Genomic DNA, 26,957 nt, shown 5'->3' with positions numbered 1-26,957 from the left:
CATAATTAAGGTTTTATGAACGACGCTTTAATCGAAGTTAAACACCTGACGTTTAAACGTGGCGAACGTGTGATTTATCGCGATCTCAACTTGCGTGTACCACGCGGTAAAATCACGGCCATTATGGGCCCTTCCGGCATTGGTAAAACCACGTTATTAAAACTGATTGGTGGACAACTCATCCCTGATGAAGGGGAAATCCTGTTTGACGGGCAAGATATTTGCAAACTGTCTAACAGCGAACTTTATGAAGTGCGTAAACGCATGGGCATGCTATTCCAATCCGGTGCGTTATTTACCGATATTTCCACCTTCGATAATGTGGCCTTTGCCATTCGTGAACACACGAATCTGCCGCCTTCATTAATTCGTCAAATAGTATTAATGAAATTAGAAGCGGTAGGATTACGCGGTGCTGCCGATTTAATGCCGTCCGAACTTTCCGGAGGAATGGCTCGCCGAGCCGCACTTGCCCGCGCGATTGCATTAGATCCGGATTTAATCATGTTTGATGAACCGTTTACCGGACAAGACCCAATTAGCATGGGCGTCATTATTAGTTTAATCAAACGCTTGAACGAGGCCTTAAATCTCACGTCTATCGTGGTTTCTCATGATGTGCAGGAGCTTTTGAGCATTGCGGATTATGCCTACATCATTGCGGATAAACATGTGATTGCCGAAGGAACATCTGCCCAATTACTGGCAAGCCAAGACCCGCAAGTTACCCAATTCTTGCAAGGACATGCTGATGGCCCGGTGCATTTTCATTATCCGGCACCCAATTACCTTGAGGAGCTGTTCAAATGTTAGAAAATTTGATTTCAACGTTTGGCCGTCACGCCATTAATTTTGGACGAGCACTTGGACGTGCCGGTTTTTTACTGTTCGGCGCATTAATTGGCAAACCACAAGTTCGCAAGCATTTTCCTTTGTTTATTAAACAATTACATGTGCTTGGCGTACAGTCTTTATTAATCATCATGCTTTCCGGTTTATTTATCGGTATGGTGCTTGGTTTACAAGGGTATGTGGTATTAGTGGATTTCTCCGCGGAAACCAGTTTAGGGCAATTGGTCGCTTTATCCCTGCTTCGAGAATTAGGCCCGGTTGTGACCGCACTTTTATTCGCCGGACGAGCAGGTTCCGCATTAACCGCCGAAATTGGTTTAATGAAAGCCACGGAACAATTATCTAGCTTGGAAATGATGGCAGTTGATCCATTACGTCGTGTCATTGCCCCACGTTTTTGGGCGGGAATTATTGCCATGCCAATTCTTTCTATCATCTTTATTGCCATCGGTATTTGGGGTGGTTCTTTAGTCGGTGTCGATTGGAAAGGCGTAGATGCGGGCAGTTTCTGGTCCGTAATGCAAAGCTCGGTAACTTGGAGCCATGATATTTTAAACGGCACGATCAAAAGTGTATTTTTCGCCATTGCGGTCGTTTGGATCGCGTTATTTAACGGCTACGATTGTATTCCAACCTCCGAAGGCATCAGCAAAGCCACCACCAGAACGGTAGTGCATGCTTCATTAGTCGTCCTCGGTTTAGACTTTGTGCTGACTGCCATTATGTTCGGCGCAAATTAATCTCTGTTTGTAAGGAAATCTTATGCGACAAACTATTAAATATGAATTTTGGGTGGGTTTATTTTTACTGCTCGGTATCGGTTCACTGATTTTTTTAGGTTTAAAAGTGGCTAATGTGCAAGGCTTCAGCGAAACCAAATCGTATCGTATATATGCGACTTTTGATAATATCGGTGGTCTTAAAGTCCGCGCTCCGCTTAAAGTAGGTGGTGTTGTTGTGGGGCGTGTCTCCGAAATTGAATTGGATCCGCAAAGCTATTTGCCCAAAGTGACCATTGCTATTAACCAAGAATACAATAAGATCCCAGAAACCAGCTCGTTATCCATTAAAACAGCCGGCTTATTGGGTGAGCAATATATTGCCCTCAGCATTGGCTTTGATGATGGCGAAATTGCAATGTTGAAAGACGGCGATAAAATCGTCGATACGAAGTCTGCCATGGTATTAGAAGATTTGATTGGTCAATTCTTATATGGCGATAAAGAGAAAAAAGAAGCTACCGAAACCTCGGAAGCGACGAATAAATAACGTGATAGGAGAAACTCTCAATGTTGAAAAATGTAAAATACTGGTTAGCAAAAACATTAGTTATTTTCACCGCACTTTTTGCTGTACAACAAGCCATCGCGGAAGATACACCCTATGATTTAACGCAGAAAGTATCCAATAAGTTGTTTAATGATATCAAAAGCAATCAACACAAAATTAAACAAGATCCGAATTATTTAAAAACCATCGTGCGTCAAGATTTAATGCCTTACGTTCATGTGAAATATGCCGGTTCTAAAATTTTGGGCCAAAACTATCAAACCGTTACGCAAGAACAACGAGATCGTTATTTCGCTGTATTGGACAAATACATTGAACAGGTTTATGCCCAAGTATTAACCATGTATAGCGATCAAAGTATCCAAATCGGCAAAATGAAAGAAGAATCCGGTAGCCTTGCGATTGTGAATGTCAAAGTGGCACAGCCGAATAATCAACCACCGTTAAATGTGGATTTCTATTGGTATAAAAACAGCAAAACAGGACAATGGCAGGTGTATGACATGACCGCAGGCGGTGCGAGCATGGTAAATACTAAGCAACAAGAATGGAGCCCGATCATTCGCAAACAAGGATTGGATGCCCTCAGCGCGCAACTACAAAAAGCTGCTGATACGCCAATTACACTGAGCAAATAAGCCATGCAACAGACACAAAGTTTACGTTGGGCATCACAAGTAAATAATGATAGAATAACGCTCCAATTATCAGGAGAGTTATCTCGTAACACGTTGTTGCCACTATGGCAGCAACGTGCTTCTTTTTTATTGGGAAAAGCATCGGCAGAACAAAATATCTATTGGGACTTAAGCCAGGTTACTCGCATAGATTCTGCCGGTTTTGCTTTATTGTGTGACTTTTTACAACACAACCAAACCCAATTGCTTAAAGGTCGTGTACAAGTTTTACAGTGCCCACCTTCGGAATTACTGACATTGGCAGATCTTTTCGGCCTATCCGATTGGCTTACTCAATTTATCCCACAAGATGGAAATATTTAATGGAAACTCAAGAAATCGAAAGAATTTTAAAAGAAGCGCTTAATCTTGATGAAGTGTATGTACAAGGTGAAAACGCACATTATGGTGTCATCGCTGTCAGTGATCAGTTTGAAGGGCTCTCCAAAGTCAAACAACAACAAATGATTTACGCCCCGCTTCTAAACCACATATCCAGCAATGAAATCCACGCGCTTTCTATCCGCACTTATACCGTTGAAAAATGGAAACGCGAACGCTTACTTAATCACCCGGCTTAATTTCCACAGGATATTCTCATGCAAAAATTTCGTGTTTATGGACAATCATGTTTGAAAGGTACCGTTGATATTTCTGGTGCTAAAAATGCTGCATTACCAATTCTTTTCGCAGCAATTCTGGCTACCGAGCCTGTTACGTTAACCAACGTTCCGGATCTTAAAGACATTGAAACAACACTAAAAATCTTACGCCAATTAGGTGTTGAGGTTGAGCGTAACGCACAAGGTGTCGTACGTTTAGATGCCTCCAAAATCAATCATTTCATTGCACCATACGAATTGGTAAAAACCATGCGCGCCTCAATTTGGGCGTTAGCACCATTAGTTGCACGTTTCAATCAAGGCCAAGTTTCTTTACCGGGTGGCTGCTCCATTGGGGCTCGTCCGGTAGATTTACACATCAGCGGTTTAGAACGCCTTGGTGCCAAAATTGTACTTGAAGATGGCTATGTAAAAGCCTATGTCGATAGCCGTTTAATCGGGACTCGTATCGTGATGGAAAAAGTCAGCGTGGGTGCAACCCTTTCCATCATGATTGCCGCAACCTTAGCTAAAGGGACAACCGTTATTGAAAACGCTGCTCGTGAACCGGAAATTGCAGATACGGCAGAATTCCTAAATAAAATGGGTGCAAAAATCAGCGGTGCAGGTTCAGACGCCATTACTATCGAAGGTGTAGATCGCTTAACCGGTTGTGAGCACAGTGTTGCGCCGGATCGTATTGAAACCGGAACATTCTTAGTCGCTGCAGCAATTTCTGGTGGACGTATTGTTTGTAAAAACACCAAAGCCAACACCTTAGATGCTGTAATCGATAAATTACGTGAAGCCGGTGCCCAAGTTGATGTCACTGAAGACACAATCACCCTAGATATGCTTGGTAATCGTCCAAAAGCGGTCAATATTCGCACCGCACCTTATCCAGGTTTTCCAACGGATATGCAAGCACAGTTCACCTTATTAAATATGGTGGCAAACGGCACCAGTATCATCACCGAAACTATTTTTGAAAATCGTTTCATGCACATCCCTGAATTGATTCGTATGGGAGGGAAAGCAGAAATTGAAGGCAATACGGCGATTTGTCACGGTGTTGCTCACTTGTCTGGCGCTGAAGTCATGGCAACCGATTTACGTGCCTCCATTAGCCTTGTCCTTGCAGGCTGTATTGCCACAGGTGAAACTATCGTCGATCGTATCTATCACATTGATCGTGGTTATGAACGTATTGAGGAAAAACTGCGTGGCTTAGGCGCGAGAATTGAACGCTTTTCAGAAGAAACTGAAGAAGTGTAATTTGAAAACCTAAAAAAGAAAGGCTTAAGTCTTCAAACTTAAGCCTTTCTTTTTTTTACACGATAAATTATCGAGTAGAAAGCTGGAAAATCATCGATTCTGCTTGGCAGCTAAATTCAAATGTTGCTTTCAATTTAAAACCATTTTCCACCGCACTTATTTCACTGTTAATATTGCACGGTTCGCTTTCTGCCGCTCTCGCTTTTTCAGTTAAATAGGCTAATGCTTCTTTTGCCTGCGCTTCTGTTGCATAAACCTGTTCAAAATCAATGGTGCAATCAGAACCATCAATGACGGTGCCAACATCAACACAACAACACACTTTGGCTTCTTCTGCTTGGCATTTTAACGAACTCATATTCTCTCCTTTATAAAATCAGTTGAAACTTTCAATTATTTTAACATTATTAAAATACAATACAAAATTTGACCGCACTTTTCCTGTCTGACTGGTCTGAACACTTTATAAAAACCGAAAAGAACGTTGCTCCGCCTCCCTGCCTTTCTTAGAATGACCAACTTTTAAATAACAATCAATAAACTTTGATCAGACGTCACCTTCGGGCAGGCGCAGAAAAAGGTAACAAAATGACAACGAGCAAATTGACAAAAACACTACTCTCTACTCTTCTTCTTGGTGCTGCAACCGGTGCATCCGCTGCCGCATTCCAATTAGCGGAGGTTTCTACCTCTGGTTTAGGCCGCGCTTATGCAGGTGAAGCGGCAATGGCCGATAACGCCTCTGTAGTCGCCACTAACCCGGCATTAATGAGCCTCTTCAAACAAAAAGAATTTTCTGCAGGCGGTGTTTATGTAGACTCACGCATTCACATGTATGGTCCGGTAACGGCTACCACCGCAAGCGGATTAAAGCTTGCGACCGGAAACGCAAATGCAAATAGCGTTGTTCCAGGTGCCTTTATCCCTAACATGTATTTTGTTTCTCCGCTCAATGACAAATTTGCTTTAGGCGCGGGAATGAATGTTAACTTTGGTTTAAAAAGTGAATACTCTCGTGACTACGATGCCGGCATTTTCGGTGGGGTAACCGATTTAACAACAATTAACTTAAACCTAAGCGGCTCATACAAAATCACTGATAATTTAACTGCCGGTCTAGGAATTAATGGTGTTTATGCCAAAGCTGAAGTTGAACGTACCGCAGGGATTGCCATTACCGGCGTTAAAAATATGCTCGCAGTCATGGGCGAAAGCAATGTAAAAAGCCGATTAAGTGGGGCAATCCGCGCTAAAAATCCAACTGTTCCACAAGCAGTCGCTGATGCTTTAGCCCAAAAAACCATCAATAACTTAAAAAGCTTAGATAAACAGGACTCCCTCGTACATTTAAAAGATAATGCTTGGGGATTTGGTTGGAATGCCGGTTTAATGTATGAATTTAACCAAGATAACCGCCTTGGTTTAGCTTATCATTCCAAAATCGATATTGACTTTACCGATCGCAATGCACTTAGCTTACAACAACATCAAGGTGCATTAACGCCTTATGTCGCTGAAGGTAGCTTAACCTTGAAATTACCAGCCTACTGGGAATTCTCCGGTTTCCATCAACTAACCGATCACTGGGCGGTTCACTATAGCTATAAATATACGGAATGGAACCGTTTCAAAGAATTACGTGGTACATACCAAGATGGCTCCGGCTATGAAGCTTTTGCGAAGAAAGAAGAATACAAAAACAATTCTCGCTTCGCTGTTGGTACAACCTATAACTTCAGTGATGCGCTCACTTTACGTGCCGGTTTAGCATACGATCAAGCTGCAAGTAAACAACATTTATCTGCGTCAATTCCTGACACGGATCGTATGTGGTATAGCTTAGGTGCAACCTATAAATTCACACCGGATTTATCTGTTGATGTTGGTTTTTCTCATTTACGTGGCAAGAAAAAACACTTTGTTGAAACACAAAATATTAAAGGCTTGCTCGTTGTTGAAGCAGATTACACCACAAAAGCATCTGCCAACCTTTACGGTTTAAACCTCAATTACCGTTTCTAATCGGCATAAAAATTCCGCATAATATAAAGCGTACTTCGGTACGCTTTTATTTTTGTAAAATAGAGAAAAATATGACCGCACTTTTTTACCGTTATTACCCATCGCCTGTAGGCAAATTGCTGATGCTATCCGATGGCACGTATTTAACCCATTTGGATTTTGAGCTGGAACAATTTGCGCCCAATCCCAAATGGCAGGAAAACAACGATTTACCCCTGTTTACGCAGGTGTGTTCCGCTCTTGAGCGGTATTTCAACGGAGAACCGGAACGTTTTGATGACATTCCACTAGCACCACAAGGCACACCATTTCAGCAACGCATTTGGCAGGCTCTACGCCAAATCGGCCATGGAGAAACCACAAGTTATGGCGAGTTAGCCAAACGCATTGAGAACCCCAATGCGGTGCGTGCGGTGGGTGGCGCAGTCGGGAGCAACCCGATTAGTATTATTATTCCTTGCCATCGTATTTTAGGCAAAGACGGAACGCTGACCGGATTCGGTGGCGGCTTAGTCGCTAAACGTTTTCTGCTTCAGCTGGAAAATATCCCTTACATTGATAAAGGCAAAGAAACCGTTAAGCCTCGTTTTTTCAAGAAATATCACCAATGATCCCAAAAACGACTGAAGAACTTCTTTCCCGCGCGCAAGCCATTGCCGGACTCAGTTTTGGCGAGTTAGCGACACAACTCGGCATTCCCGTGCCTCCGGATTTAAAACGTGATAAAGGCTGGGTGGGTATGCTGCTTGAAACAGCACTGGGTGCAACGGCAGGCAGCAAAGCGGAACAGGACTTCCGCCATTTAGGTATTGAGTTAAAAACGATCCCTATTAATGCTCAAGGCTATCCTTTGGAAACCACGTTCGTGAGTCTTGCCCCTCTCATCCAAAATAGTGGTGTGAATTGGCAAAATTCCCATGTGCGCCATAAGTTGTCCCGCGTGCTTTGGATTCCCATAGAAGGAAGCCGTTCTATTCCCTTGGCAGAACGACACATCGGTACGCCGATTCTCTGGCAACCTAGCGAACAGCAAGAACGCCAACTACAACGAGACTGGGAAGAACTCATGGATTACATTGTGCTAGGTCAACTGGATAAAATTAATGCGTGTTTAGGTGAAGTCTTGCAACTCCGCCCGAAAGGAGCTAACAGTAAGTCGTTAACCAAAGGTATTGGTAAAAATGGGGAAATTATCGATACGCTTCCTCTCGGTTTTTACTTGCGTAAAGCATTTACCCACGAAATTCTGCAACAATTTGTGCAGCAGAACACTTAGCCTCTTTTCATTTCATCGTCAAAGCTATATGATCGCGCACCCATTTGTACTTTAAGGAAACATTATGTTTGAATGGCTATTAAGCCCTGAGGCGTTAGTCGCCTTATTTACCCTCACTGCACTGGAAATTGTGTTGGGTATCGACAACATCATTTTAATCAGCATTCTCGTTGCTAAGTTGCCTCCCAAACAACGACAACCGGGACGTATTATCGGCTTAAGCCTTGCCATGGGCACTCGAATTTTACTTCTATTGACCCTTTCTTGGATGATGCATCTAACAGAGCCTCTGTTTGAGCTCTTTGGTAAAGGTGTTTCCGGCCGAGATTTAATTCTGTTTTTCGGCGGTTTGTTCTTAATCGTTAAAAGTACCAATGAAATTCGTGAAGCCATGACACCTCATACAGAAGAAGAACACCATGAAATCAGCAAAAAAGTGAGTTTTATCGGTGTGTTAATTCAAATTGCCTTGCTTGATATCGTGTTCTCACTGGATTCCGTCATTACCGCAGTGGGCATGGTGAATCAAATTGAAATTATGGTCACGGCGATTATTGTTGCTGTCGGCATGATGATGTTTGCCGCCAAACCAATTGGTGATTTTGTAGAAAGCCACCCGACGTTCAAAATTTTAGCACTCGCCTTTCTGATTCTAATCGGTATTACGTTAATTATCGAAAGCTTCGGTTTCCATGTACCGAAAGCTTATATTTACTTCGCCATGGGCTTTTCCGTCTTTGTGGAAGTGTTGAATACAAAAATGCGTAAACGCTTAGGCATGGAACTTTAAACCATCTAAGTGCGGTCGAAAATTCATTTGTTTTTTTGACCGCACTTTTTAAGCAAAAATAAAGGCGGTATCAAACCGCCTTTTCTTTTCTCTCGCTATTAGTAATACATTTCAAATTCCACCGGATGTGGTGTCATATTTAAACGTGTCACTTCTTTGCGTTTTACGCTAATAAATGCCTGTACAAATTCTTTAGTAAACACATTGCCTTGTGTTAAGAATTCAAAATCGTTTTCTAAGGCATTTAACGCTTCTTCTAAAGAACCGGCGACAGAAGGAATATCTTTCAATTCTTCCGGTGGTAAATCATAAAGGTTTTTGTCCATCGCATCGCCCGGATGAATTTTATTCACCACACCATCCAAGCCCGCCATTAATAACGCCGCAAAGGCTAAATAAGGGTTAGCCAACGGATCCGGGAAACGTGCTTCCACACGAATGGCTTTCGGGCTGGTCACGGCAGGAATACGAATCGACGCCGAACGGTTGCTTGCGGAATACGCCAACAACACCGGCGCTTCAAAGCCCGGTACCAAACGTTTATAAGAGTTGGTACTTGGGTTGGTGAAGGCATTTAACGCTTTCGCATGTTTGATGATACCACCGATGTAATAAAGTGCGGTCTCTGAAAGCCCTGCATATTTATCCCCTTGGAAAATATTTTTGCCGTCTTTGCTCAAGGACATATTACAGTGCATCCCCGAACCATTATCACCGGTAATCGGTTTTGGCATGAAACAGGCGGTTTTGCCATATTCTTTTGCCACGTTATGCACGATGTATTTATAAATTTGGGTTTCATCCGCTTTCAAGGTTAAGGTGTTGAACTTCGTGGCAATTTCATTTTGTCCTGCGGTAGCCACTTCGTGGTGGTGCGCCTCAATCACCAAGCCCATTTCTTCCATTAATAAACACATCTCGGAGCGAATATCATGTGCCGTATCAATCGGTGCCACCGCGCAGTAGCCGCCTTTTTTCAGCGGACGATAGGCATTGTTGCCGTTTTCATAACGCTTGTTGGTGTTCCATGCGGCTTCAACATCATCCACTTGATAAGAATTGCCGTTCATTGACACATCAAAACGCACATCATCAAAGAGGAAAAATTCCGGTTCTGGCCCGAAGAACGCTTGATCCGCCACGCCGGTGGAGCGCATATAATTTTCTGCGCGAAGTGCGATTGAACGCGGGTCACGATCATAGCTTTGCATCGTTGTCGGTTCCGCAATACTACAACGGAGAGACAACGTTGAAATCTGCGCGAAAGGATCGACAACGGCAGTTTCGGCAATCGGCATTAATAACATATCAGCCTTATTAATCGCTTTCCAACCCTCTACAGAGGAACCGTCAAACATTTTGCCGTCTTCAAATAAATCCTCGTCAACCAAACTCACAGGTAAAGAAACACCATGTTCTTTGCCTTGAATATCGGTAAAACGAAGTAACACAAATTTGATGTCATTTTCTTCAATGAGTTTAAACACATTGTCAATCGCGTTAGACATACTAGTAAATCCTCTAAGACGTGAGTTAATTAAGATAAAATGGGGAAAAAGAATGCGTATAAAAATAGCATATTCTGGCCTAATTTCATAAAAGTATTTGATTCATTCACTTGAATTTTCTTCATCAAAAGCCTTTTTTTATTTTTTATAAAACCAACTTTTTATTGTTCAAATTTTCTCCCATTTATTCATAGCAGACCCTCATAAAAAGTTGTATAATCTGCGCCTTTCGCATTTTTGGCACTAAAAGTGCGGTCAGAAAATTATCTCTTTTTTTATTATTAGCTTAGGCTTAAGAATTCTCAATGACAGATCAAATAGACATTAACAAATTGCGTAATATCGCAATCATTGCCCACGTTGACCATGGCAAAACCACATTAGTCGATAAATTATTACAACAATCCGGTACCTTCGATGCCACCCGCGGCGATGCGGATGAGCGCGTGATGGACTCTAACGATATCGAAAGAGAACGCGGCATTACCATTTTGGCAAAAAATACCGCCATTAATTGGAACGGCTACCGTATTAACATTGTGGACACCCCGGGACACGCGGACTTCGGTGGCGAAGTAGAACGCGTCTTATCCATGGTGGACTGCGTATTATTAGTGGTAGATGCCTTTGACGGCCCGATGCCACAAACCCGTTTCGTGACGCAAAAAGCCTTTGCCCACGGCTTAAAACCGATCGTGGTCATCAACAAAGTTGACCGCCCGGGCGCACGCCCTGACTGGGTAGTAGATCAAGTATTCGATTTATTCGACAATCTTGGCGCCACTGACGAACAGTTAGACTTCCCAATTATTTACGCCTCCGCCTTAAACGGCGTTGCCGGTTTGGAACACGACGATTTAGCTGCTGACATGACCCCTTTATTTGAAGCCATCGTCAAATACGTTGAACCACCGAAAGTGGAACTCAACGCCCCGTTCCAAATGCAAATCTCCCAATTAGACTACAACAGCTATGTTGGTGTTATCGGTGTTGGTCGTATTAAACGTGGTACGGTAAAACCAAACCAAAGCGTGACTATCATCGACAGTTTCGGAAAAGCCCGCAACGGTAAAATCGGACAAGTGTTAGGTCACCTTGGATTACAACGCTATGAAGAAGACATTGCCAGCGCAGGCGACATCGTGGCGATTACCGGCCTTGGTGAGCTCAACATTTCCGATACCATTTGCGACATCAACAACGTAGAAGCCTTGCCGGCATTAACCGTTGATGAACCAACCGTCACCATGTTCTTCTGCGTTAACACCTCACCTTTCTGCGGTAAAGAAGGGAAATACGTGACATCTCGTCAGATTTTAGAGCGCTTAAACAAAGAGCTTGTGCATAACGTAGCATTGCGCGTAGAAGAAACCCCAAACCCGGATGAATTCCGTGTTTCCGGTCGTGGTGAATTGCATTTATCCGTGTTAATCGAAAATATGCGTCGCGAAGGCTACGAATTAGCTGTCTCCCGCCCAAAAGTCATCTTTAAAGAAGTGGATGGACACAAACAAGAACCGTTTGAACAAGTCACCATCGACATTGAAGAGCAACACCAAGGCGCGGTAATGGAAGCTCTTGGTATCCGCAAAGGTGAAGTAAAAGACATGGTGCCGGATGGTAAAGGACGTACACGTTTAGAATATGTGATCCCAAGCCGTGGCTTAATCGGTTTCCGTAATGAATTCATGACCATGACTTCCGGTACCGGATTGCTCTACTCTAGTTTCAGTCATTACGATGATGTGAAACCGGGCGAAATCGGTCAGCGTAAAAATGGTGTATTGATTTCCAATGCGACAGGTAAAGCCTTGGCTTACGCGTTATGGGGCTTGCAAGAGCGCGGCAAACTGATGATCGATCACGGCGCCGAAGTGTACGAAGGTCAAATCATCGGTATTCACAGCCGTTCTAACGACTTAACTGTGAACTGCTTACAAGGGAAAAAACTCACCAATATGCGCGCTTCCGGTAAGGATGACGCCATTGCGTTAACCACACCAATTAAATTGAGCCTTGAACAAGCCATTGAATTTATTGATGATGACGAATTGGTGGAAATCACCCCACAATCTATCCGTATTCGTAAAAAATTATTAACGGAAACGGATCGTAAACGTGCCAATAGAACAACAACCAGCACGAGCACACATTAATTCGTTTAAAATCTAAAAAGTGCGGTGCGTTTTTCAAAAGTTTTGTAAAACGCACCGCACTTTTATATGTAACCCCCTAAATTTTCTCATATAAAAACGTAAAGCATTATTAAATTGATATCTAAGGTCTTTATGAAAAAATTATTAAAACCACTTTGTCGCACGCTTACAGCATCCTCTATTGCTCTGGCATTACATCAATCCGCTTTTGCTGCCATAGTACGCAGCGATGTGGATTACCAAATCTTCCGTGATTTTGCCGAAAACAAAGGTAAATTCCATGTCGGCGCAACAAATGTGGAAATCCGGGATAAAAACGGCAATGCATTAGGTACTATTTTGCCTAATTTACCGATGATCGATTTTAGCCCTGTTGATGTACAAATGCGTGTGGCAACCCTCGTTGATCCACAGTATGTCGTGAGCGTAAAACATAACAGCGGTTACAAAAATGTTCGCTTTGGTATAAAAACCGGTCATAGCGACATTCCTGATGACACTTACAGATTAGTGGACAGAAATAACGATGGCCCTCCAGATATTTGGTGGAAATACGATCGTCGTCATGAAGACTACCATTCTCCTCGCTTACACCGTTTTGTCACTGAAGTTATTCCAATGCCAACAACAACGGCAGGAACAGATCCGAATACTTATATGGATACAGCCCGTTTCCCTTATATGCTCAGGGTCGGAGCAGGAACACAATTCCGTGAAAGCGCAGATAAAGACCGTGAAGAATTACAAGGTGCTTATAACTACGCCATCGGTGGACAATCCTATGACTTACAGCCTAAAAAACAGGGATTCCTCGATCTATACGGCAATTTATTTGATAAACCGCTTACCAACTATGCTGTTCCAGGAGACAGCGGCTCACCGATTTTTACCTTTGATAAGCAACAAAATAAATGGGTCTTTTTAGGCACTTATACCTATTGGGGTGGGTATAAAAACACCACTTGGCAGGAATACATTATTTATCGCAATGATTTTAATCAACAGCGATATGCTGAAGATATTGCGGGTCAAATTTCTGCAGATAACAATGAAGAGTTCATTTGGGAAGCAGCAGATAAAACCAGTACGATTCGTAGTACAAGAAATAACAATAAAACCTTAGTCGTTGATTTAATTGATGCTTCTTTAAAAACAGCAGAAGAACAACTTAACTATGGTAAAACCGCTTATTTAAACGGAAATAATGGTTTATTAAAACTCAAAGGCGACATCAATCAAGGCGCTGGAGGGCTTTATTTTAACGGAAATTATACCGTCAGCGGACAAAATGCAAACACCACATGGACTGGTGCAGGAATATCCATTGCTGAGGGAAAACAAGTTAATTGGCAAATTCGCAATAACGACATTTTATCTAAAATTGGCAGCGGTACATTGCACGTTAATGGAACCGGGAAAAATGACGGTAAAATCAGCGTTGGTGATGGCACCGTTATTTTAAACCAAAAAGCAGACGAAAATGGCAATAAACAGGCATTTAAAGAAGTCGGTATTGTGAGTGGTCGCCCAACAGTTATTTTAAATGATGCTGAACAAGTCAATCCGGATCGTATCTATTTTGGTTTCCGTGGCGGTCGTTTAGATCTTAACGGGAATAACTTAACGTTTAAGCGCATTCGTAACGTTGATGAAGGCGCAATGATTGTCAATCATAATGCAAATCAAGCATCAACGCTTACGCTAACAGGTCAAAACTTATTTCTCCCGGAACAAGTTACGATCCGTGAAGTTCAGAATTCAAACCGCCCCGCAGGATATCACTTATATCATTGGCAAAACGGCTGTGAAAATCGTTACTTTGTCTCTAAACACGACAATATGAAAGCGTCATTCCCTTGCAAACCGGATCAAGGCAGTACAGAGGATTGGGAAATCGTAGCAACGGATCGTGAAGAAGCAATTAATATTGTTACCCAAAGGGAAATACAACGAAAAGATGTGACGATTAATGCTTTCGATGGTTATTTAGGCGAAACAAATGCCGCTCTCCATAACGGAAAATTAAACGTTAATATCAATGCCGTAAACAACCAATCAACTTTCCTGTTTACCGGCGGTAGTCAGCTTAACGGTGACGTCACATTAAATCAGGGTATTGCGTTATTCTCCGGCAGACCTGTTCCTCATGCCAATGATTATTTAAATGGTAACAAAGGGAAAGATGTCGTCTTTGATGATGAATGGATTAACCGCACTTTTAATGCCAACAACATTAATGTAAACAATAATTCTGTCCTTTATAGTAGCCGTAACGTTGCACAAGTTAATGCCAACTTCAATGCAAGCCAAAATGGTCAAATACATTTAGGCTATAAAAGCGGTGATCCTGTTTGTATTCGCTCTGATTACACAGGCAAAGTCACTTGTAGCAATGATGATATTTCAGCCAAAGCGTTAAATAGCTTTACGGCAACTGAAATCCGTGGCAATACCCAACTCACTGACCATGCCCAACTGATCTTAGGTAAAGCACATTTATTCGGGACGATTAACGGTACAGGAAATAGCTTAGTAAGATTGACAGAAAATGCGAATTGGACACTGACAGGTGATAGCCAAACTGCCCGCTTAAATCTAGAAAAAAGCCATATTTTCTTAAATAGCCAAGAAAACCCTACAGTCTATAATCACTTAACAATTAATGCGTTAAACGGAGAAGGAACATTTCATTATGCTTCCGCGCTTACCAATCAACGCGGCGATAAAGTCACTGTAACCCATCAGGCAAGCGGTAATTTTGTGCTAGATGTTAAAGACAGTGGTGGCGAAGCTAAATATGAAAAACTTGATTTATTGGATGCCTCTAAAGCAATCAGAGATCCGGCATTAAAAGTATCATTAGCTAGAAATCATGTAGATCTTGGTGCCTACGTTTATAGTTTGATTGAACAAGATGGTATTTTCCGACTCTATAATGCCAAGTTAGAAAACGAAAAAATTGAAGCAGAACGTATCGCGAAAGAAAAAGAAGCAGCTCGTTTAGCTGAAGAAGCCCGCCAACGTGAATTAGCACGCTTAGAAGCGGAGCGTATTGCCAAAGAGAAAGAGGAACAAGCTCGTCTCGAAGCAGAGCGCATCGCGAAAGAAAAAGAAGACGCTCGTTTAGCGGAAGAAGCCCGTCAACGTGAGTTGGCACGTTTAGAAGCTGAGCGTATTGCCAAAGAGAAAGAAGAGCAAGCTCGTCTCGAAGCAGAACGCATCGCGAAAGAAAAAGAAGAGGCGCGTTTAGCGGAAGAAGCCCGTCAACGTGAGTTGGCGCGTCTCGAAGCGGAACGCATTGCTAAAGAGAAAGAAGAACAAGCGCGCCTTGAAGCAGAGCGCATCGCGAAAGAAAAAGAGGAAGCTCGTTTAGCCGAAGAAGCTCGTCAACGTGAATTGGCACGCTTAGAGGCGGAACGTATTGCTAAAGAGAAAGAGGAACAAGCACGTCTTGAAGCAGAACGCATCGCAAAAGAGAAAGAAGCGGCTCGTTTAGCTGAAGAAGCCCGCCAACATGAATTGGCTCGCTTAGAGGCGGAACGTATTGCTAAAGAGAAAGAGGAACAAGCACGTCTCGAAGCGGAGCGTATTGCCAAAGAGAAAGAAGAACAAGCTCGTCTCGAAGCAGAACGTATCGCGAAAGAAAAAGAGGAAGCTCGTTTAGCGGAAGAAGCCCGTCAACGTGAGTTGGCGCGTCTCGAAGAGAAACGCATTGCTAAAGAGAAAGAAGAACAAGCTCGTCTTGAAGCAGAACGTATCGCGAAAGAAAAAGAGGAAGCTCGTTTAGCCGAAGAAGCTCGTCCACGTAATACAACAACAAAACCGGTAACATACAAACAAAAAGAGATTATCAGTGCGAATACCAATGCTGTCCTATCTGATACAGCGATGTTGACCGCACTTAATCTTCAGTTAGCTTCACGCTTAGATCGAACAATTTTGACTCAACGTTCTGGTATGTGGCTTTCTTATAACAATAGTAATCATAAATATCATTCAGATGATTACAAAAACTTCCACAGTAAAAGTAATCAGGTTGCATTAGGTGCGGAAACACCTGAAATGACGAATGGTGTTGTATTAGGGGCGATGGTCACCCACGCACAAACCAATAATGAGTTTTCATCATTAAATGGTAAAAACACCCTCTCCTTAGCAACCCTGTATGCAAAACAGCAAATCGATCGATTTAGTTGGGCTATTGATACAAGCTATGGTTGGTCGCGCAGTAAAATTGATGGAGAGCATAAATTTGATCGCAATATCGTAAATGTCGGTCTAAATATGGCTTATGACGTGATAATAAATAGTCTGCAAATTACACCAATGCTCGGCGTTCGTTATCATCAAATCAGTTCAAGCGAAGGCGAGTTAAATGGCGTTATTGTGAAAAACCCGGCAATCAAGTTGCCGACCTACCACACAGGCGTAAAAGTAGGCTATCACTTTAACGTCAACGGTTGGGAAATTACACCGGAGATCTCAACTTACTACGTTTCTACAGGAAATAAATCTTATAGCCAACGTATTAATGAGCAAGAATTTGAGCAAACATTTGGTCATTATACTTACCATGAGGCAAACCTCAGCTTTGGTTATAAACCTTGGAAAGTCTCAATGTATGCTGGCAATAGCCGAGGTAAAAACAAAGAGAAACAGAACCAATTTGGGGTAAAACTCAACTATAGTTGGTAAAACACCTAAAAAAACGACCGCACTTTAACCTGTCCCAAAACTTGGACTGATATTAAATATTGAGCTCTGTCCTGCACAGAGCTCAAATTTTTTAATCTGAGTTTAAGGCATACCTCGTTATAATAACGAATATAGCCATGTATACCTGCTCTAATTCATCAATATTATTGAACTGGCTGGAATGATTTTAAGGTGTTAAAGGCACTCGCTATCACAGCATTGACATAACAATTCTCCAACCAAATTATGCTTCGTCATGTCATTTGGCTTACTTTGCCTTATTTTACTTTTTATCTGCGCGCATCGGAAAGGATAGCCTGGAATTACAACAGGATTTAAATAAGAACATTGACGATTTTAATCGCTTATTAGAAAAATTTAATACCGTTACTGCCCGTAAAAATCGCTCAGAAAAAGAGATGGTGAAAGCTCAAACCATGGCGGCGAGGCAACAGAGCTTAAGTAGAACTTTCAGCCAAAGACATGAAAACTATCCCTGACATCGAACCTTATAGCACGATAATGAAGAGAACCATTTGTTAGCACATCAATAAAATAGAACAAAGTAACTGAGCTTTTTGTCATGGAGCTTTGTAAATTTATGATAGTTCTTCTTTTCGGCATCCCCAAAATCGCCATATTCCAACAGCAATGAAGGTGGCGGCGAGGTAAACTGTGAGATAGCCAAAGGCATGCGCGAGACGGAGAGAGACAAAGCCTGCTAGGTAAGCGCCGAAGAGGGCAACGGAGAATTGCAATGCGCTGTCGAGCGTGGCGTAAGTTTGAGTGGATTTGTCCATAATCATGGCGAGCAAGCACGGCACAAGTAATGCGTAAGTCATACTTAATAATAAGATTGGTACGGCGATAAGATAAGGAAAATCCGTGCCGACATATTCAAATAAAATAAATAAGCAGAAGGCAAAAATTTGGCTAAATAATACCCATTGGGTGACAGAAACCCGAGAATATTTTTTGAGTAATAGACCACTGAGCGGAGCAAAGGCGATAGCACAAAGGGGTTCGAATACTGAAAGTAATAGCCCAATGTGTTGGCTGCTCCAGCCCAAGGCATTTAGACGCGGAATGAAACTACTGACCACCATGCCGCTGGGAATAAACACAAATAACAATAAAATCAACCAACGAAATGAAATGTGCGGTTGTTGCCAAAAGTAGAAAAAGCGTGTGAATAAAAAACGCAATGACGGATTTTGCGGTTCAGCGGCAACTGTAGGTTCGGAATATAGGCTAATTTGCAGAATCAATAGTAGTGCAAAAACACTGATTAAATCCACCGCACTTTGCCAGCCATAATGATGATAAATCAGTAACACCAAACCGCCGCCAAGCATTTTACCCACGCGTCCTGCGATCACCTGAATGACACCGCCAAAGCCACGTTGCTCAAAAGGTAGGATGGCACACGTCAGCCCCAACGCCGCACAACCGAAAAATAGACTGCTTAGGTTCAATAGCACACACGCCACCATAAGCAGTGTAAAATCCCGTTGCGGTTGGATGAAATGCAACATAAATAAGGCAATAAAAATGATTAGCGAGGAAAGGCATAGCCAACCGCGAAATTGCCCGATACGCTTGAGACGATAGCGTTCAATTAACGGCGAGACGATGAATTTCGCCATTTCCATTCCACCAAACAAATAGAACCAACTAAGCTGTTTAAGATCGAACCCCATCTCTTTTAACATGGTGATGAGACCAATCATATAAAATGCCACTATGCAGAATTTAAAACCGGCAGTCGTGGCAAGGATTGCCCAATCCTGCTTAGTAAGTAATGTTGCCTTGTTGGCATTGCCAAAACGCTGCATAACGTCCTTTTTGTTCTAAGAGTGTTTGATGCGTGCCTTGTTCGGCAATGTTGCCGTTTTCCAACACATAAATGCAATGCGCGCCCACAATGGTGGAAAGTCGGTGAGCAATAATCAACACGGTTTTGTCTTTAACCAGCTGATCCAACGCTTTTTGCACTGCCAGCTCATTGCGAGTATCCAACGATGCTGTCGGTTCATCTAAAATGAGAATCGGTGCGTCTTTTAAAATCGCGCGGGCAATCGCAAGTCGTTGCTTTTCACCACCGGAAAAATTACTCCCAATTTCATTAACTTGCGTTTGATAGCCTTGTGGTAATGCCTGAATAAAATCGTGGCATTGGGCAAGTTTACAGGCGTGAATCACCTCTTCATCGGTGGCATTGGGTTTTGCCATTCGGATGTTATTTAATACGCTGTCTTGGAATAAATAAACGTCTTGAAACACCACAGAAATTAAGCGCATGAGCTGTTCTTGGCTAATATCCCGAATATCGACACCGCCGATCGTAATTTGCCCTGATTGTGGATCAGCATAACGCAATAACAAGCGGAGTAATGTTGTTTTACCACAACCGCTGGTGCCCACAAAAGCATTGAGGCTGTTAGGTTTTATGTCCAGATTAATGTCGTTTAGGATGGTTTTTTCAGCATTATAACCAAAGCGGACATGCTCATAGCGAATACGATAATCTGTGGGTAATCTGCTGCCATGATTTTCCGCCAATTCAGGCAATGCCATCAGTTTTTCAAATTTTTCACAGCTAATCACAAAAATTTCTAAGAGCGAAGACATTTGCACAAAGAAGTTCAATACATCTGAAATTCGCGCAATTAAAATCAGTACCGTGGCTAACAATACCCAATGGGCGCTACCGGAAATCACCCAAAATGTGCCAACAATTAATACGGCAATCAGGCTGAATTGAATGCTTGAGGTAATAATCAAATTCGGACGTTCGCCTTTTTTTGTGCCGATGCGTTGAATGTTTGCCACATCTTCAATCACACGGTTGAAAATATGTTGTTTGTTTTCAGTCTGCCCTGTTGATTTCAGAATTTCCAAACCTTGCACAAACTCAATGGTTTCGCCTTTAAGTCGCTGATTAGCTTCTGCCAAAATACTAAATCCACGACGGAAAGCTTTTCTCCGCCATAAATAAAGTGGCACGATAAGCGGAAAAATAATGAAGATCAGTAGCCCAAAGCGGTAATCAAAGAAACAAAGACAAAGGGCGGCAGACACCGGTGTTACGATGCCGTAAATTAGAATACTGATTAAACTGAAAGCGTAATTCGTCGCTTCATTAATACTTTGGATGGCAACGGCACTGAGTTCCCCTGCACGAAATCCACTGAGGACGGCAAGAGATACGCGGCGAAGTTTTTCGCCCAGTTGACGTCTTAATTGATATGTCGCCAAAAATGAATCGCCTTTGGTGTCATAGTATTCCGCCCAAATGCGGAAAAGGAGGCTGACGATTAAAAGCACGCCACATAAAACACTCCAAAAAATGACCGCACTTTGCCCTGCTTCAGTTTGTTCTAATGCCAAAAGCAGCGGATACAGCAAGCCGATAGCCACGCCGAATAAGGTTGCAGACAGTGCTGCAAAAGCGAGACAGCGTAAGAATGCGCTTTGTTGCTGTTGGGCGGCGGCAAATAAGGCGTGATAAGTTTGCCACAGGCTTTTTACGCGTTGAGTTTCAGGATTAAAGTAAGATTGCATAACATTCTCTAATGTATCGTCCAAGATTTTGCCTGTTGATATTCCGCCCAAAGGGTTTGATAGGCAACATTGGTTTGCAACAAGGCTTGGTGGTTGCCTTGAGCGATGATTTTGCCGTTCTCTAAATAAATAATTTGATCGGCTTGGGTAATGCTAGACAGGCGATGCGCCACCATGATCACTGTTTTATTTTGCATCAGCGCATGAAATGCCTGCATTAAATCTGCCTCGTTTTTCGCATCAGAAAAAGCCGTGGGTTCGTCTAGCAATAAAATCGGACGATTTTGTAAAAAAGCGCGGGCTATACTGATACGTTGTTTTTGTCCGCCTGACAATAATTGTCCGCGTTCACCCACTTTCGTTTGATATTGCTCCGGCAAGGTCATAATAAAGTCATGAATACGGGCTTGTTTGGCGGCATTGATAATCGCTTCCTCCGTCACATTTTCTATGCCGTAAGCGATGTTTTCGGCAATAGAGCAAGAAAATAAGAAATTATCCTGAAATACGACCGAACAATATTTCATAAGTTGATCCTGTTCCATATGACGAATATCCGCACCACCTAAGGTGATTTTTCCGCTATCGACATCCCAAAAGCGCAACAGCAAATTGAGTAAGGTGGTTTTGCCGGAGCCTGAAGGGCCAATAATGGCAGTAAAACTATTTTGCGGTACGCTGAAGTCGATATTTTTCAGTGTTGCTTTGTCGGCATCATAGCTGAAATTGACCTGTTCAAATTGAACAGCATACCCCTTTGGCGTTTGTAGCGGTAAAAGTGCGGTGGCATTTTCCAACGTTTTGATTTCGTTAATGCGTTCAATGGCGGCGCGGGAACGTTCCAACAAATGAAACAGTCCCATGTATGGATGCATGGTTTCAATTAACCCGGCGGCTAATACTAAAAAGGCAAAAAAGCCAAAAGTGGAAAACAGCGCAAGCGAGTGTAAATACACGCCCAACACGATCAAAAACAGCATAATCGGCATTGGTGTAAAAAGCGAACGACCAAGGCGTGTTGGTGCGCCCACTTTGGCTAAAAAAGCGAATATAACCTGATTAAAATTTTCCAATGAGGTACTAAAACGGCTGTACGAACTTTGTCCCGCATCAAAGGTACGAATCGTGCTCATGCCTTGAATATATTCAATAATAGCACTGTTGATTCTGCTCACGGCAGCACCGTAATCACGATAATTCAACCGACTTTTTTGCATTAAATGTTGCAGAATCGTAAACAACACGACAAGGAAAATCACCACAGCCAATGCCATTTGCCAATTTAACCAAAACAATGCTGCCAACACGAAAAGCGGTGTGGAATAAGCCTCTGCTTTAAGGGGAGGCGCATCGGCAACAAAGGTGTGCAATTCGTTTACGTCATCGCACAGCACTTTGGTTAAACCGTCTGAACCGATTTCATTGACTTTGCCTAACGATAATTGACTGATTTTTTTCGCAAGCTGTTGGCGTAGCATTTTTTCCAATTCAAAGGCCGCATAATGAGATCTGTCGTGCGCTTTAATTTTGCAGGTGTAATACAAAATGGACGTGGCAAGCAGCGCGAAAATCTGCCAATAAGGAAACGTAAGAGATTGGCTGACGGTGAACACAATGTGGATCATCAAAAGCCAAATCCCGATTTTTAAGCCTTGCGCGAAGGTTGCCAACCACATTGAGGCGCGTAATTGCGCGGCAACAGGTTGGCAAATTTGTTGGTGTTGCTGACTCATTGCTTAAAATCTTAACTCGGTGGATAGTCCAATTTGACGTTCCGGCTGACGAGTAATGTCGCCAGAGCGCGGTACGAGTAAGATATCTTTGCGTGAGTTAAGCACGTTGTCGGCATAAAGCGTGATTCTGGCGTGCTTAAAGTCGTACGCTAAATAAACATCAAGTTGGTCATAATGCCCTACTTTACCATTGGCTAAGTTGTCGGCAGTGGAATAATAACTGCTATTGTAGCTGTAATTTGCACCGATTTCCCAATGATCAAGCAGGCTATAATGCGCGCCCAGTTTTCCGCTGAAATTTGGTGCGCGAGCAAGTTTATTCCCTTCAATGTTGCTGTTCGGATAACGTTTGATGTCGGTTTTCAATATACCGATTCCGGCATTTAACGCCAGTTTCTCGGTGGCTTGCCATTCGGTATTGATTTCCGCACCATAGGTGACGACTTTATCAGCATTGCGGATCACGATGGAATTTGGGCCAAGAGTGAACGGTAACTGCATGTCTTTGTAGTCGTTATAGAATAGGTTGCTGTTAATGCGTAGGCGTTTATCTGCGGATGTCCAACGATGATAAAGTTCGTAGTTCCAGACATATTCCGCGTCATATTCATAGCTGGTGTACGGCACACCAAAAGTCACACCGGCACCGCCCGGGTTGTAACCTTTGCCTACTTTAAAGCCTAAGCGTTGATCATCGTTAATTTTCCATGCAATGTCTGCTTTTGGCAGGAAGACATTGTATTTTTTATCCCGATTGATGAAAAACATCGCACTTTTGCCTTTACGCTGATGATGTTCCTGTTCATAGCGAGCAGAAAGCGTCAATTCAAACGGAATATCAGGCGTAAAGGTAATTTCACCAAAGACCGCCTTGGTTTTCGTTTTATCATTAAAATTTGTCGTAATCGGCGTGCGAGCAATGCGTCCGTTGAGCATCGTAACACTTTCATCTTGTTTCGCATTGAAATAGAACAAACCGAATAACCCACGGTATTTTTCGTTTTCGTATTTTACAATGGGTTCAATTTGGAATTCATTGCCATCAACGCGAGCCGGAACACCTCGACGATTTGGCGGCAATGCAGTGTTGAATGGCGAAGTCGTTTTTCTATCGTGAATAAAGTGGGTATAAACCAATTTATTTTCCCATTTCCAATGCTCTGAGAGTTGATAGCTAATGTCCCAAATAGTGCTGGCAGAGCGTGTTTGGAATACCGGGCGTTCCGGCGTGTAACGTGCTGAATTAGGTTGTAACTCTGTTTCGCTTTGTGGCGCTCTTGCATTTAAATGATTGAACGTTAAACGGCTATAGAGATCCGGCAAGGCTGACGGTGTCCACAGTAATTTGGCGCGGGTGTTAGTGGCTTTAAACCAACGTGGGTTACCAACTGGATCATAATGAGGTAAATCCACAGCCGTTTCGCGTTGTTGATGATCTACGCTTAAACGAAACGCTAATTCGTCTTTCACCACAGGGCCTGAAATCAGGGCGGCTGTTTGTGCCAATCGATGATTCCCCATATTCAATTTCGCTGCGCCCTCCCATTCTTGCGTTGGGTCATTGCTGGTCATGACTACTGCACCGGCAATGGCGTTACGCCCTTGGGCATAGCTTTGCGCGCCACGATAAATTTCTACCTGTTTCATATCCCAGAGGGATTTTGTACCGAACGCCAGTTCGTTATAACTGGAGGTTCTGCCATCGATTTGCATATTTAGTCGTGGGCGTGAACCGGCAAAAAATGCCACCGCACCTACCGCCGGGCCGGACCCGTCAACGCCACGCACAGTAGGTAAGTCATTGCCCAAACCGGTGTCTAAAATATTCACATCGCGTTTTAATAATTGGGTAGCGGACAGTAAATTGGCTTCTCGTTTGAGTTGAGTGGCGGTTACCACGGATGTGCTTGAACCAGTAGATGATTGACTACGTTGGAATTTTTCACCGGTGACAGTGATTTCGTCTAGTACCGTGGTCTGCTGACTTTCTTCAGCATGAGTAGAAAAAGAATAGGCACTCATCAGGCAAAGGCTAATGAGGCTGAGTCGTGAGGATAACTTGTTCATAGGTTCTCCTAGGCTTCATTTTGAGTTAAAGTTTACACTTTTTGCATTAAATGATTAATAATGTAAACCTAGCACAATCACAATACGAAAGTAAATAAGAATTTTTCTCAAATTTGACATTTGACAATTAAAGGCTTTCGGCTATGTTATTGCCCCTTAAGGAGCGAACCATGAAAAAAGATATTTTTTTGAAACAGGTTGCCACTGAACTGTTTTATCAACAAGGTTGGAGATTAACGTCTGTCGCAGAAATTTGTCGGGCGGCGGGGGTGAGTCGGGTGACGTTTTATAAATATTTCCCCACCAAGCAAGATTTAGTGAAATGTATTTTCGAAGAACAAAAAAATAATATGCGGCAGGAATTTGATAGACTGTTAGCCACAGAGGCAGATTTAGCCACGGTGATCCAGCAGATTTTGACGATGCAGCAAGAATCCATGACTACTCTGTATTCCACCGCCGTATTACATGATTTAAATCATGATCAAGATGAAACCTTACAGGCTTTTTTTCGGCAAATGGCACAGGAAAAATATCTCTATATGCACTATTTTTTCAGTACGTTACAACAACGCAAAAGTGTGCGTGATGATTTTCCTGTGATTTTAATTGATGTGTTGATTCAAAAAATGGATGAAATGATTCATTCTTCTGTTTTGCAACAACATTATGCCGGCAAAGAACAGCAACTCTTTAAAGATGTGTTACAGCTTTTTATGCATGGCATTGCTTATCAGAAAAGCGCCGCCTGATTTCTTGAGTAAAAACAGGTCAAAAATGGACCGCACTTTTGGGATATAGATCACTTCATGCGGTCGTTTTATTTTAATGTTATAAAAAATCACTTTTTCAAATAATCCAACACAACCTGATGATGTTCTGTTGTTTTAAATTTATCAAACACCTGCGCAATTTTACCGTTTTCATCAATAAGAAAACTGATTCGGTGAATACCATCAAAAGTGCGTCCCATAAATTTCTTTTCCCCCCACACGCCAAATTGCTCGGCGACTTGATGATCTTCATCGGATAACAAAGTGAAATTTAGCGCTTTCTTTTCGATAAACTGCGCTAATTTTTTCGGGCTATCTGGGCTAATTCCTAAAATCACCACGCCTAAGTTTTCCAATTCCGATTTACTATCCCGTAAACCACAGGCTTGTGTCGTGCAGCCAGGGGTTAACGCTTTTGGGTAAAAATAAACCAACACTTTTTTACCTTTAAACTGTTCCAAAGAAACTAATTCGCCATTTTGATTCAGTAAAGAAAAGTGCGGTGCGTTTTCGCCGACTTTTAATGTATTCATTTAAAAATCCTCTTAAAAAAATAAAAAATTTCTTGCAAATTCAGGGTATTTTAGCGATCTTAAACGACCATTAGCAAGCAAACACAACTCTTTTTTCCGGCAATGTAATTTCTTATTTAAACCGGAATCCAATAACAAAAAATGGAGGCTTTTATGTCAAATCACCCTTTATTTCAGGGAAGCATCGTTGCATTAGTGACACCAATGGATAGCCATGGCGAAGTGGATTTTGAAAATTTGAAAAAGCTGGTTGAATTTCACATTAATGCCGGCACGGATGCAATTGTTTCTGTTGGGACAACCGGTGAATCCGCCACCCTAAGCATTGACGAAAATGTAAAAGCCATCTTAAAGACCGTTGAGTTTGCCGCCGGCAGAATCCCGGTTATTGCCGGTACCGGCGCCAATGCCACCAGCGAAGCCATTACCATGACAAAATTATTAAATAATAGCGGCATTTCCGGTTGTTTATCCGTTGTCCCTTATTACAACAAACCTACGCAAGAAGGCATGTATCAACACTTCAAAGCCATTGCTGAATGTACCGATATTCCGCAAATCCTGTATAACGTACCAGGACGTACCGGAAGTGATTTGCAACCGGAAACGGTTGGTCGTTTAGCCAAAATCAAAAATATTATAGGGATTAAAGAAGCCACCGGTGATGTTTCCCGCGTACAAAAAATCAAACAACTTGCCGGGAATGATTTCATCGTATTAAGCGGCGATGATGCGACCAGTTTAGAAGCTATGAAACTAGGTGCGGAAGGCGTGATTTCAGTCACAAATAACATTGCGCCTGTAGAGATGGCGAAAATGTGCCATTTAGCTCGTGAAGGTAAATTTGAAGAAGCTGAAAAAATTAACCAACGTTTAATGCCGCTACATAAAAATCTCTTTATTGAATCCAACCCTATCCCAGTAAAATGGGCCTGCTATAAACTCGGACTTATTCAAGAGCCTACTCTTCGTTTGCCTCTCACCGTACTCAGTGAAAAAGCACAACCGTCTGTATTAGAAGCCCTAAAACTTGCCGGACTACTTTAAATTGATATCGGGATCTACACATAGATCCCGAACTTTTCTCTTTCTCTTCTGTCGAAAACAGACTTTCTCACTCTTGATTACACGCCAAAAGGATATG

General features: G+C 42.5%; 23 protein-coding genes and 1 pseudogene. 16 read left to right on the top strand and 8 right to left on the bottom strand.

Features of this window, described 5'->3' with window-relative positions; all coding sequences use genetic code 11:
• Positions 1 to 15 precede the first annotated feature (15 nt).
• From mlaF to murA, 7 genes are read left to right on the top strand one after another with little or no spacing between them, the layout of a single operon-like run.
• Complete coding sequence (gene mlaF, locus HMPREF9064_RS07220; protein WP_006717262.1) at positions 16 to 813, top strand: phospholipid ABC transporter ATP-binding protein MlaF; 798 nt, start codon at positions 16 to 18, stop codon at positions 811 to 813.
• Positions 807 to 1,592 carry a lipid asymmetry maintenance ABC transporter permease subunit MlaE gene (gene mlaE / locus HMPREF9064_RS07225; protein WP_006717260.1) on the top strand — a complete coding sequence of 262 codons (786 nt, stop codon included), beginning with the start codon at positions 807 to 809 and terminating at the stop codon, positions 1,590 to 1,592. The genes mlaF and mlaE overlap by 7 nt, the downstream gene beginning before the upstream one ends.
• Before the next feature lie 22 nt (positions 1,593 to 1,614).
• Complete coding sequence (gene mlaD / locus HMPREF9064_RS07230) at positions 1,615 to 2,121, top strand: outer membrane lipid asymmetry maintenance protein MlaD (RefSeq protein ID WP_006717259.1); 507 nt, start codon at positions 1,615 to 1,617, stop codon at positions 2,119 to 2,121.
• Positions 2,122 to 2,141: 20 nt separating this feature from the next.
• The gene (gene mlaC / locus HMPREF9064_RS07235) at positions 2,142 to 2,780 is read left to right on the top strand and encodes a phospholipid-binding protein MlaC (protein WP_006717256.1); all 639 of its coding nucleotides are present in this window, start codon (positions 2,142 to 2,144) and stop codon (positions 2,778 to 2,780) included.
• Between the two features lie 3 nt (positions 2,781 to 2,783).
• The gene (locus tag HMPREF9064_RS07240) at positions 2,784 to 3,143 is read left to right on the top strand and encodes an STAS domain-containing protein (protein WP_006717254.1); all 360 of its coding nucleotides are present in this window, start codon (positions 2,784 to 2,786) and stop codon (positions 3,141 to 3,143) included.
• Positions 3,143 to 3,400: a BolA family protein gene (locus tag HMPREF9064_RS07245; RefSeq protein ID WP_006717252.1), complete on the top strand. Its 258-nt coding sequence runs from the start codon at positions 3,143 to 3,145 to the stop codon at positions 3,398 to 3,400. Before HMPREF9064_RS07240 ends, HMPREF9064_RS07245 begins: the two co-directional genes overlap by 1 nt.
• 18 nt (positions 3,401 to 3,418) lie before the next feature.
• A complete protein-coding gene (gene murA, locus HMPREF9064_RS07250; protein ID WP_006717250.1) occupies positions 3,419 to 4,696 on the top strand; it encodes a UDP-N-acetylglucosamine 1-carboxyvinyltransferase in 1,278 nt (425 codons plus the stop codon).
• A 67-nt stretch (positions 4,697 to 4,763) separates the two neighbouring features.
• On the opposite strand, the gene HMPREF9064_RS07255 is transcribed toward murA, so the two are convergent.
• Positions 4,764 to 5,054 carry a YfcZ/YiiS family protein gene (locus HMPREF9064_RS07255; protein WP_006717247.1) on the bottom strand — a complete coding sequence of 97 codons (291 nt, stop codon included), beginning with the start codon at positions 5,052 to 5,054 and terminating at the stop codon, positions 4,764 to 4,766.
• A 230-nt stretch (positions 5,055 to 5,284) separates the two neighbouring features.
• Between HMPREF9064_RS07255 and HMPREF9064_RS07260 the strand changes: the two genes are divergently transcribed.
• The 4 genes from HMPREF9064_RS07260 (at position 5,285) to HMPREF9064_RS07275 (ending at position 8,784) form a co-directional block, all read left to right on the top strand.
• A complete protein-coding gene (locus HMPREF9064_RS07260; RefSeq protein WP_006717244.1) occupies positions 5,285 to 6,718 on the top strand; it encodes an outer membrane protein transport protein in 1,434 nt (477 codons plus the stop codon).
• 71 nt (positions 6,719 to 6,789) lie between these two features.
• Positions 6,790 to 7,329, top strand: a complete 540-nt coding sequence (locus HMPREF9064_RS07265) for a methylated-DNA--[protein]-cysteine S-methyltransferase (RefSeq protein WP_006717242.1) — start codon at positions 6,790 to 6,792, stop codon at positions 7,327 to 7,329.
• Positions 7,326 to 7,994, top strand: coding sequence for a DNA mismatch repair endonuclease MutH (gene mutH, locus HMPREF9064_RS07270; RefSeq protein WP_006717240.1), 669 nt, complete (start codon positions 7,326 to 7,328; stop codon positions 7,992 to 7,994). The genes HMPREF9064_RS07265 and mutH overlap by 4 nt, the downstream gene beginning before the upstream one ends.
• 64 nt (positions 7,995 to 8,058) lie before the next feature.
• A complete protein-coding gene (locus tag HMPREF9064_RS07275) occupies positions 8,059 to 8,784 on the top strand; it encodes a TerC family protein (RefSeq protein WP_006717238.1) in 726 nt (241 codons plus the stop codon).
• 98 nt (positions 8,785 to 8,882) lie between these two features.
• Here HMPREF9064_RS07275 and glnA read toward each other — a convergent pair whose 3' ends face one another.
• Positions 8,883 to 10,292: a glutamate--ammonia ligase gene (gene glnA, locus HMPREF9064_RS07280; protein ID WP_006717237.1), complete on the bottom strand. Its 1,410-nt coding sequence runs from the start codon at positions 10,290 to 10,292 to the stop codon at positions 8,883 to 8,885.
• A 305-nt stretch (positions 10,293 to 10,597) separates the two neighbouring features.
• On the opposite strand from glnA, the gene typA reads away from it, so the two are divergent.
• Entirely contained in the window at positions 10,598 to 12,448 is a 1,851-nt protein-coding gene (gene typA / locus HMPREF9064_RS07285; RefSeq protein ID WP_006717235.1) for a translational GTPase TypA, read from the top strand.
• Positions 12,449 to 12,580: 132 nt separating this feature from the next.
• Positions 12,581 to 17,143 (top strand): S6 family peptidase, encoded by a 4,563-nt coding sequence (locus tag HMPREF9064_RS0109400; protein WP_006717233.1) that lies wholly within the window; start codon positions 12,581 to 12,583, stop codon positions 17,141 to 17,143.
• Between the two features lie 5 nt (positions 17,144 to 17,148).
• On the opposite strand, the gene HMPREF9064_RS10090 is transcribed toward HMPREF9064_RS0109400, so the two are convergent.
• Positions 17,149 to 17,286, bottom strand: coding sequence for a hypothetical protein (locus HMPREF9064_RS10090; RefSeq protein ID WP_390879183.1), 138 nt, complete (start codon positions 17,284 to 17,286; stop codon positions 17,149 to 17,151).
• A 113-nt stretch (positions 17,287 to 17,399) separates the two neighbouring features.
• Between HMPREF9064_RS10090 and HMPREF9064_RS07290 the strand changes: the two are divergent.
• A pseudogene (locus HMPREF9064_RS07290) lies at positions 17,400 to 17,586 on the top strand (DNA recombination protein RmuC); the annotation flags it as partial.
• 156 nt (positions 17,587 to 17,742) lie between these two features.
• Here HMPREF9064_RS07290 and HMPREF9064_RS07295 read toward each other — a convergent pair.
• Genes HMPREF9064_RS07295 through HMPREF9064_RS07310 form a run of 4 tightly spaced genes read right to left on the bottom strand, consistent with a single transcriptional unit; the run spans position 17,743 to position 24,507 of the window.
• A complete protein-coding gene (locus HMPREF9064_RS07295; RefSeq protein ID WP_006717228.1) occupies positions 17,743 to 18,978 on the bottom strand; it encodes an MFS transporter in 1,236 nt (411 codons plus the stop codon).
• Entirely contained in the window at positions 18,935 to 20,731 is a 1,797-nt protein-coding gene (locus tag HMPREF9064_RS07300; RefSeq protein WP_006717226.1) for an ABC transporter ATP-binding protein, read from the bottom strand. Before HMPREF9064_RS07300 ends, HMPREF9064_RS07295 begins: the two co-directional genes overlap by 44 nt.
• Positions 20,716 to 22,440 (bottom strand): ABC transporter ATP-binding protein, encoded by a 1,725-nt coding sequence (locus tag HMPREF9064_RS07305; protein ID WP_006717224.1) that lies wholly within the window; start codon positions 22,438 to 22,440, stop codon positions 20,716 to 20,718. The genes HMPREF9064_RS07300 and HMPREF9064_RS07305 overlap by 16 nt, the downstream gene beginning before the upstream one ends.
• 3 nt (positions 22,441 to 22,443) lie before the next feature.
• Positions 22,444 to 24,507, bottom strand: a complete 2,064-nt coding sequence (locus HMPREF9064_RS07310; protein WP_006717222.1) for a TonB-dependent receptor — start codon at positions 24,505 to 24,507, stop codon at positions 22,444 to 22,446.
• A 170-nt stretch (positions 24,508 to 24,677) separates the two neighbouring features.
• Here HMPREF9064_RS07310 and HMPREF9064_RS07315 point away from each other — a divergent pair, with 170 nt between their 5' ends.
• Positions 24,678 to 25,259, top strand: a complete 582-nt coding sequence (locus HMPREF9064_RS07315) for a TetR/AcrR family transcriptional regulator (protein ID WP_032997773.1) — start codon at positions 24,678 to 24,680, stop codon at positions 25,257 to 25,259.
• Between the two features lie 89 nt (positions 25,260 to 25,348).
• On the opposite strand, the gene bcp is transcribed toward HMPREF9064_RS07315, so the two are convergent.
• Positions 25,349 to 25,813, bottom strand: coding sequence for a thioredoxin-dependent thiol peroxidase (gene bcp / locus HMPREF9064_RS07320; protein WP_006717219.1), 465 nt, complete (start codon positions 25,811 to 25,813; stop codon positions 25,349 to 25,351).
• A gap of 153 nt (positions 25,814 to 25,966) precedes the next feature.
• On the opposite strand from bcp, the gene dapA reads away from it, so the two are divergent.
• Positions 25,967 to 26,860, top strand: coding sequence for a 4-hydroxy-tetrahydrodipicolinate synthase (gene dapA / locus HMPREF9064_RS07325; RefSeq protein ID WP_032997772.1), 894 nt, complete (start codon positions 25,967 to 25,969; stop codon positions 26,858 to 26,860).
• The last annotated feature ends 97 nt before the right edge of the window (positions 26,861 to 26,957 follow it).

The sequence above is a fragment of the Aggregatibacter segnis ATCC 33393 genome, assembly GCF_000185305.1.
In the GTDB taxonomy this organism is placed as follows: Bacteria; Pseudomonadota; Gammaproteobacteria; order Enterobacterales; family Pasteurellaceae; genus Aggregatibacter; species Aggregatibacter segnis.
The sequence above is the reverse complement of the archived record's forward strand: the minus strand, read 5'-3'. Positions and strand labels throughout refer to the sequence as shown.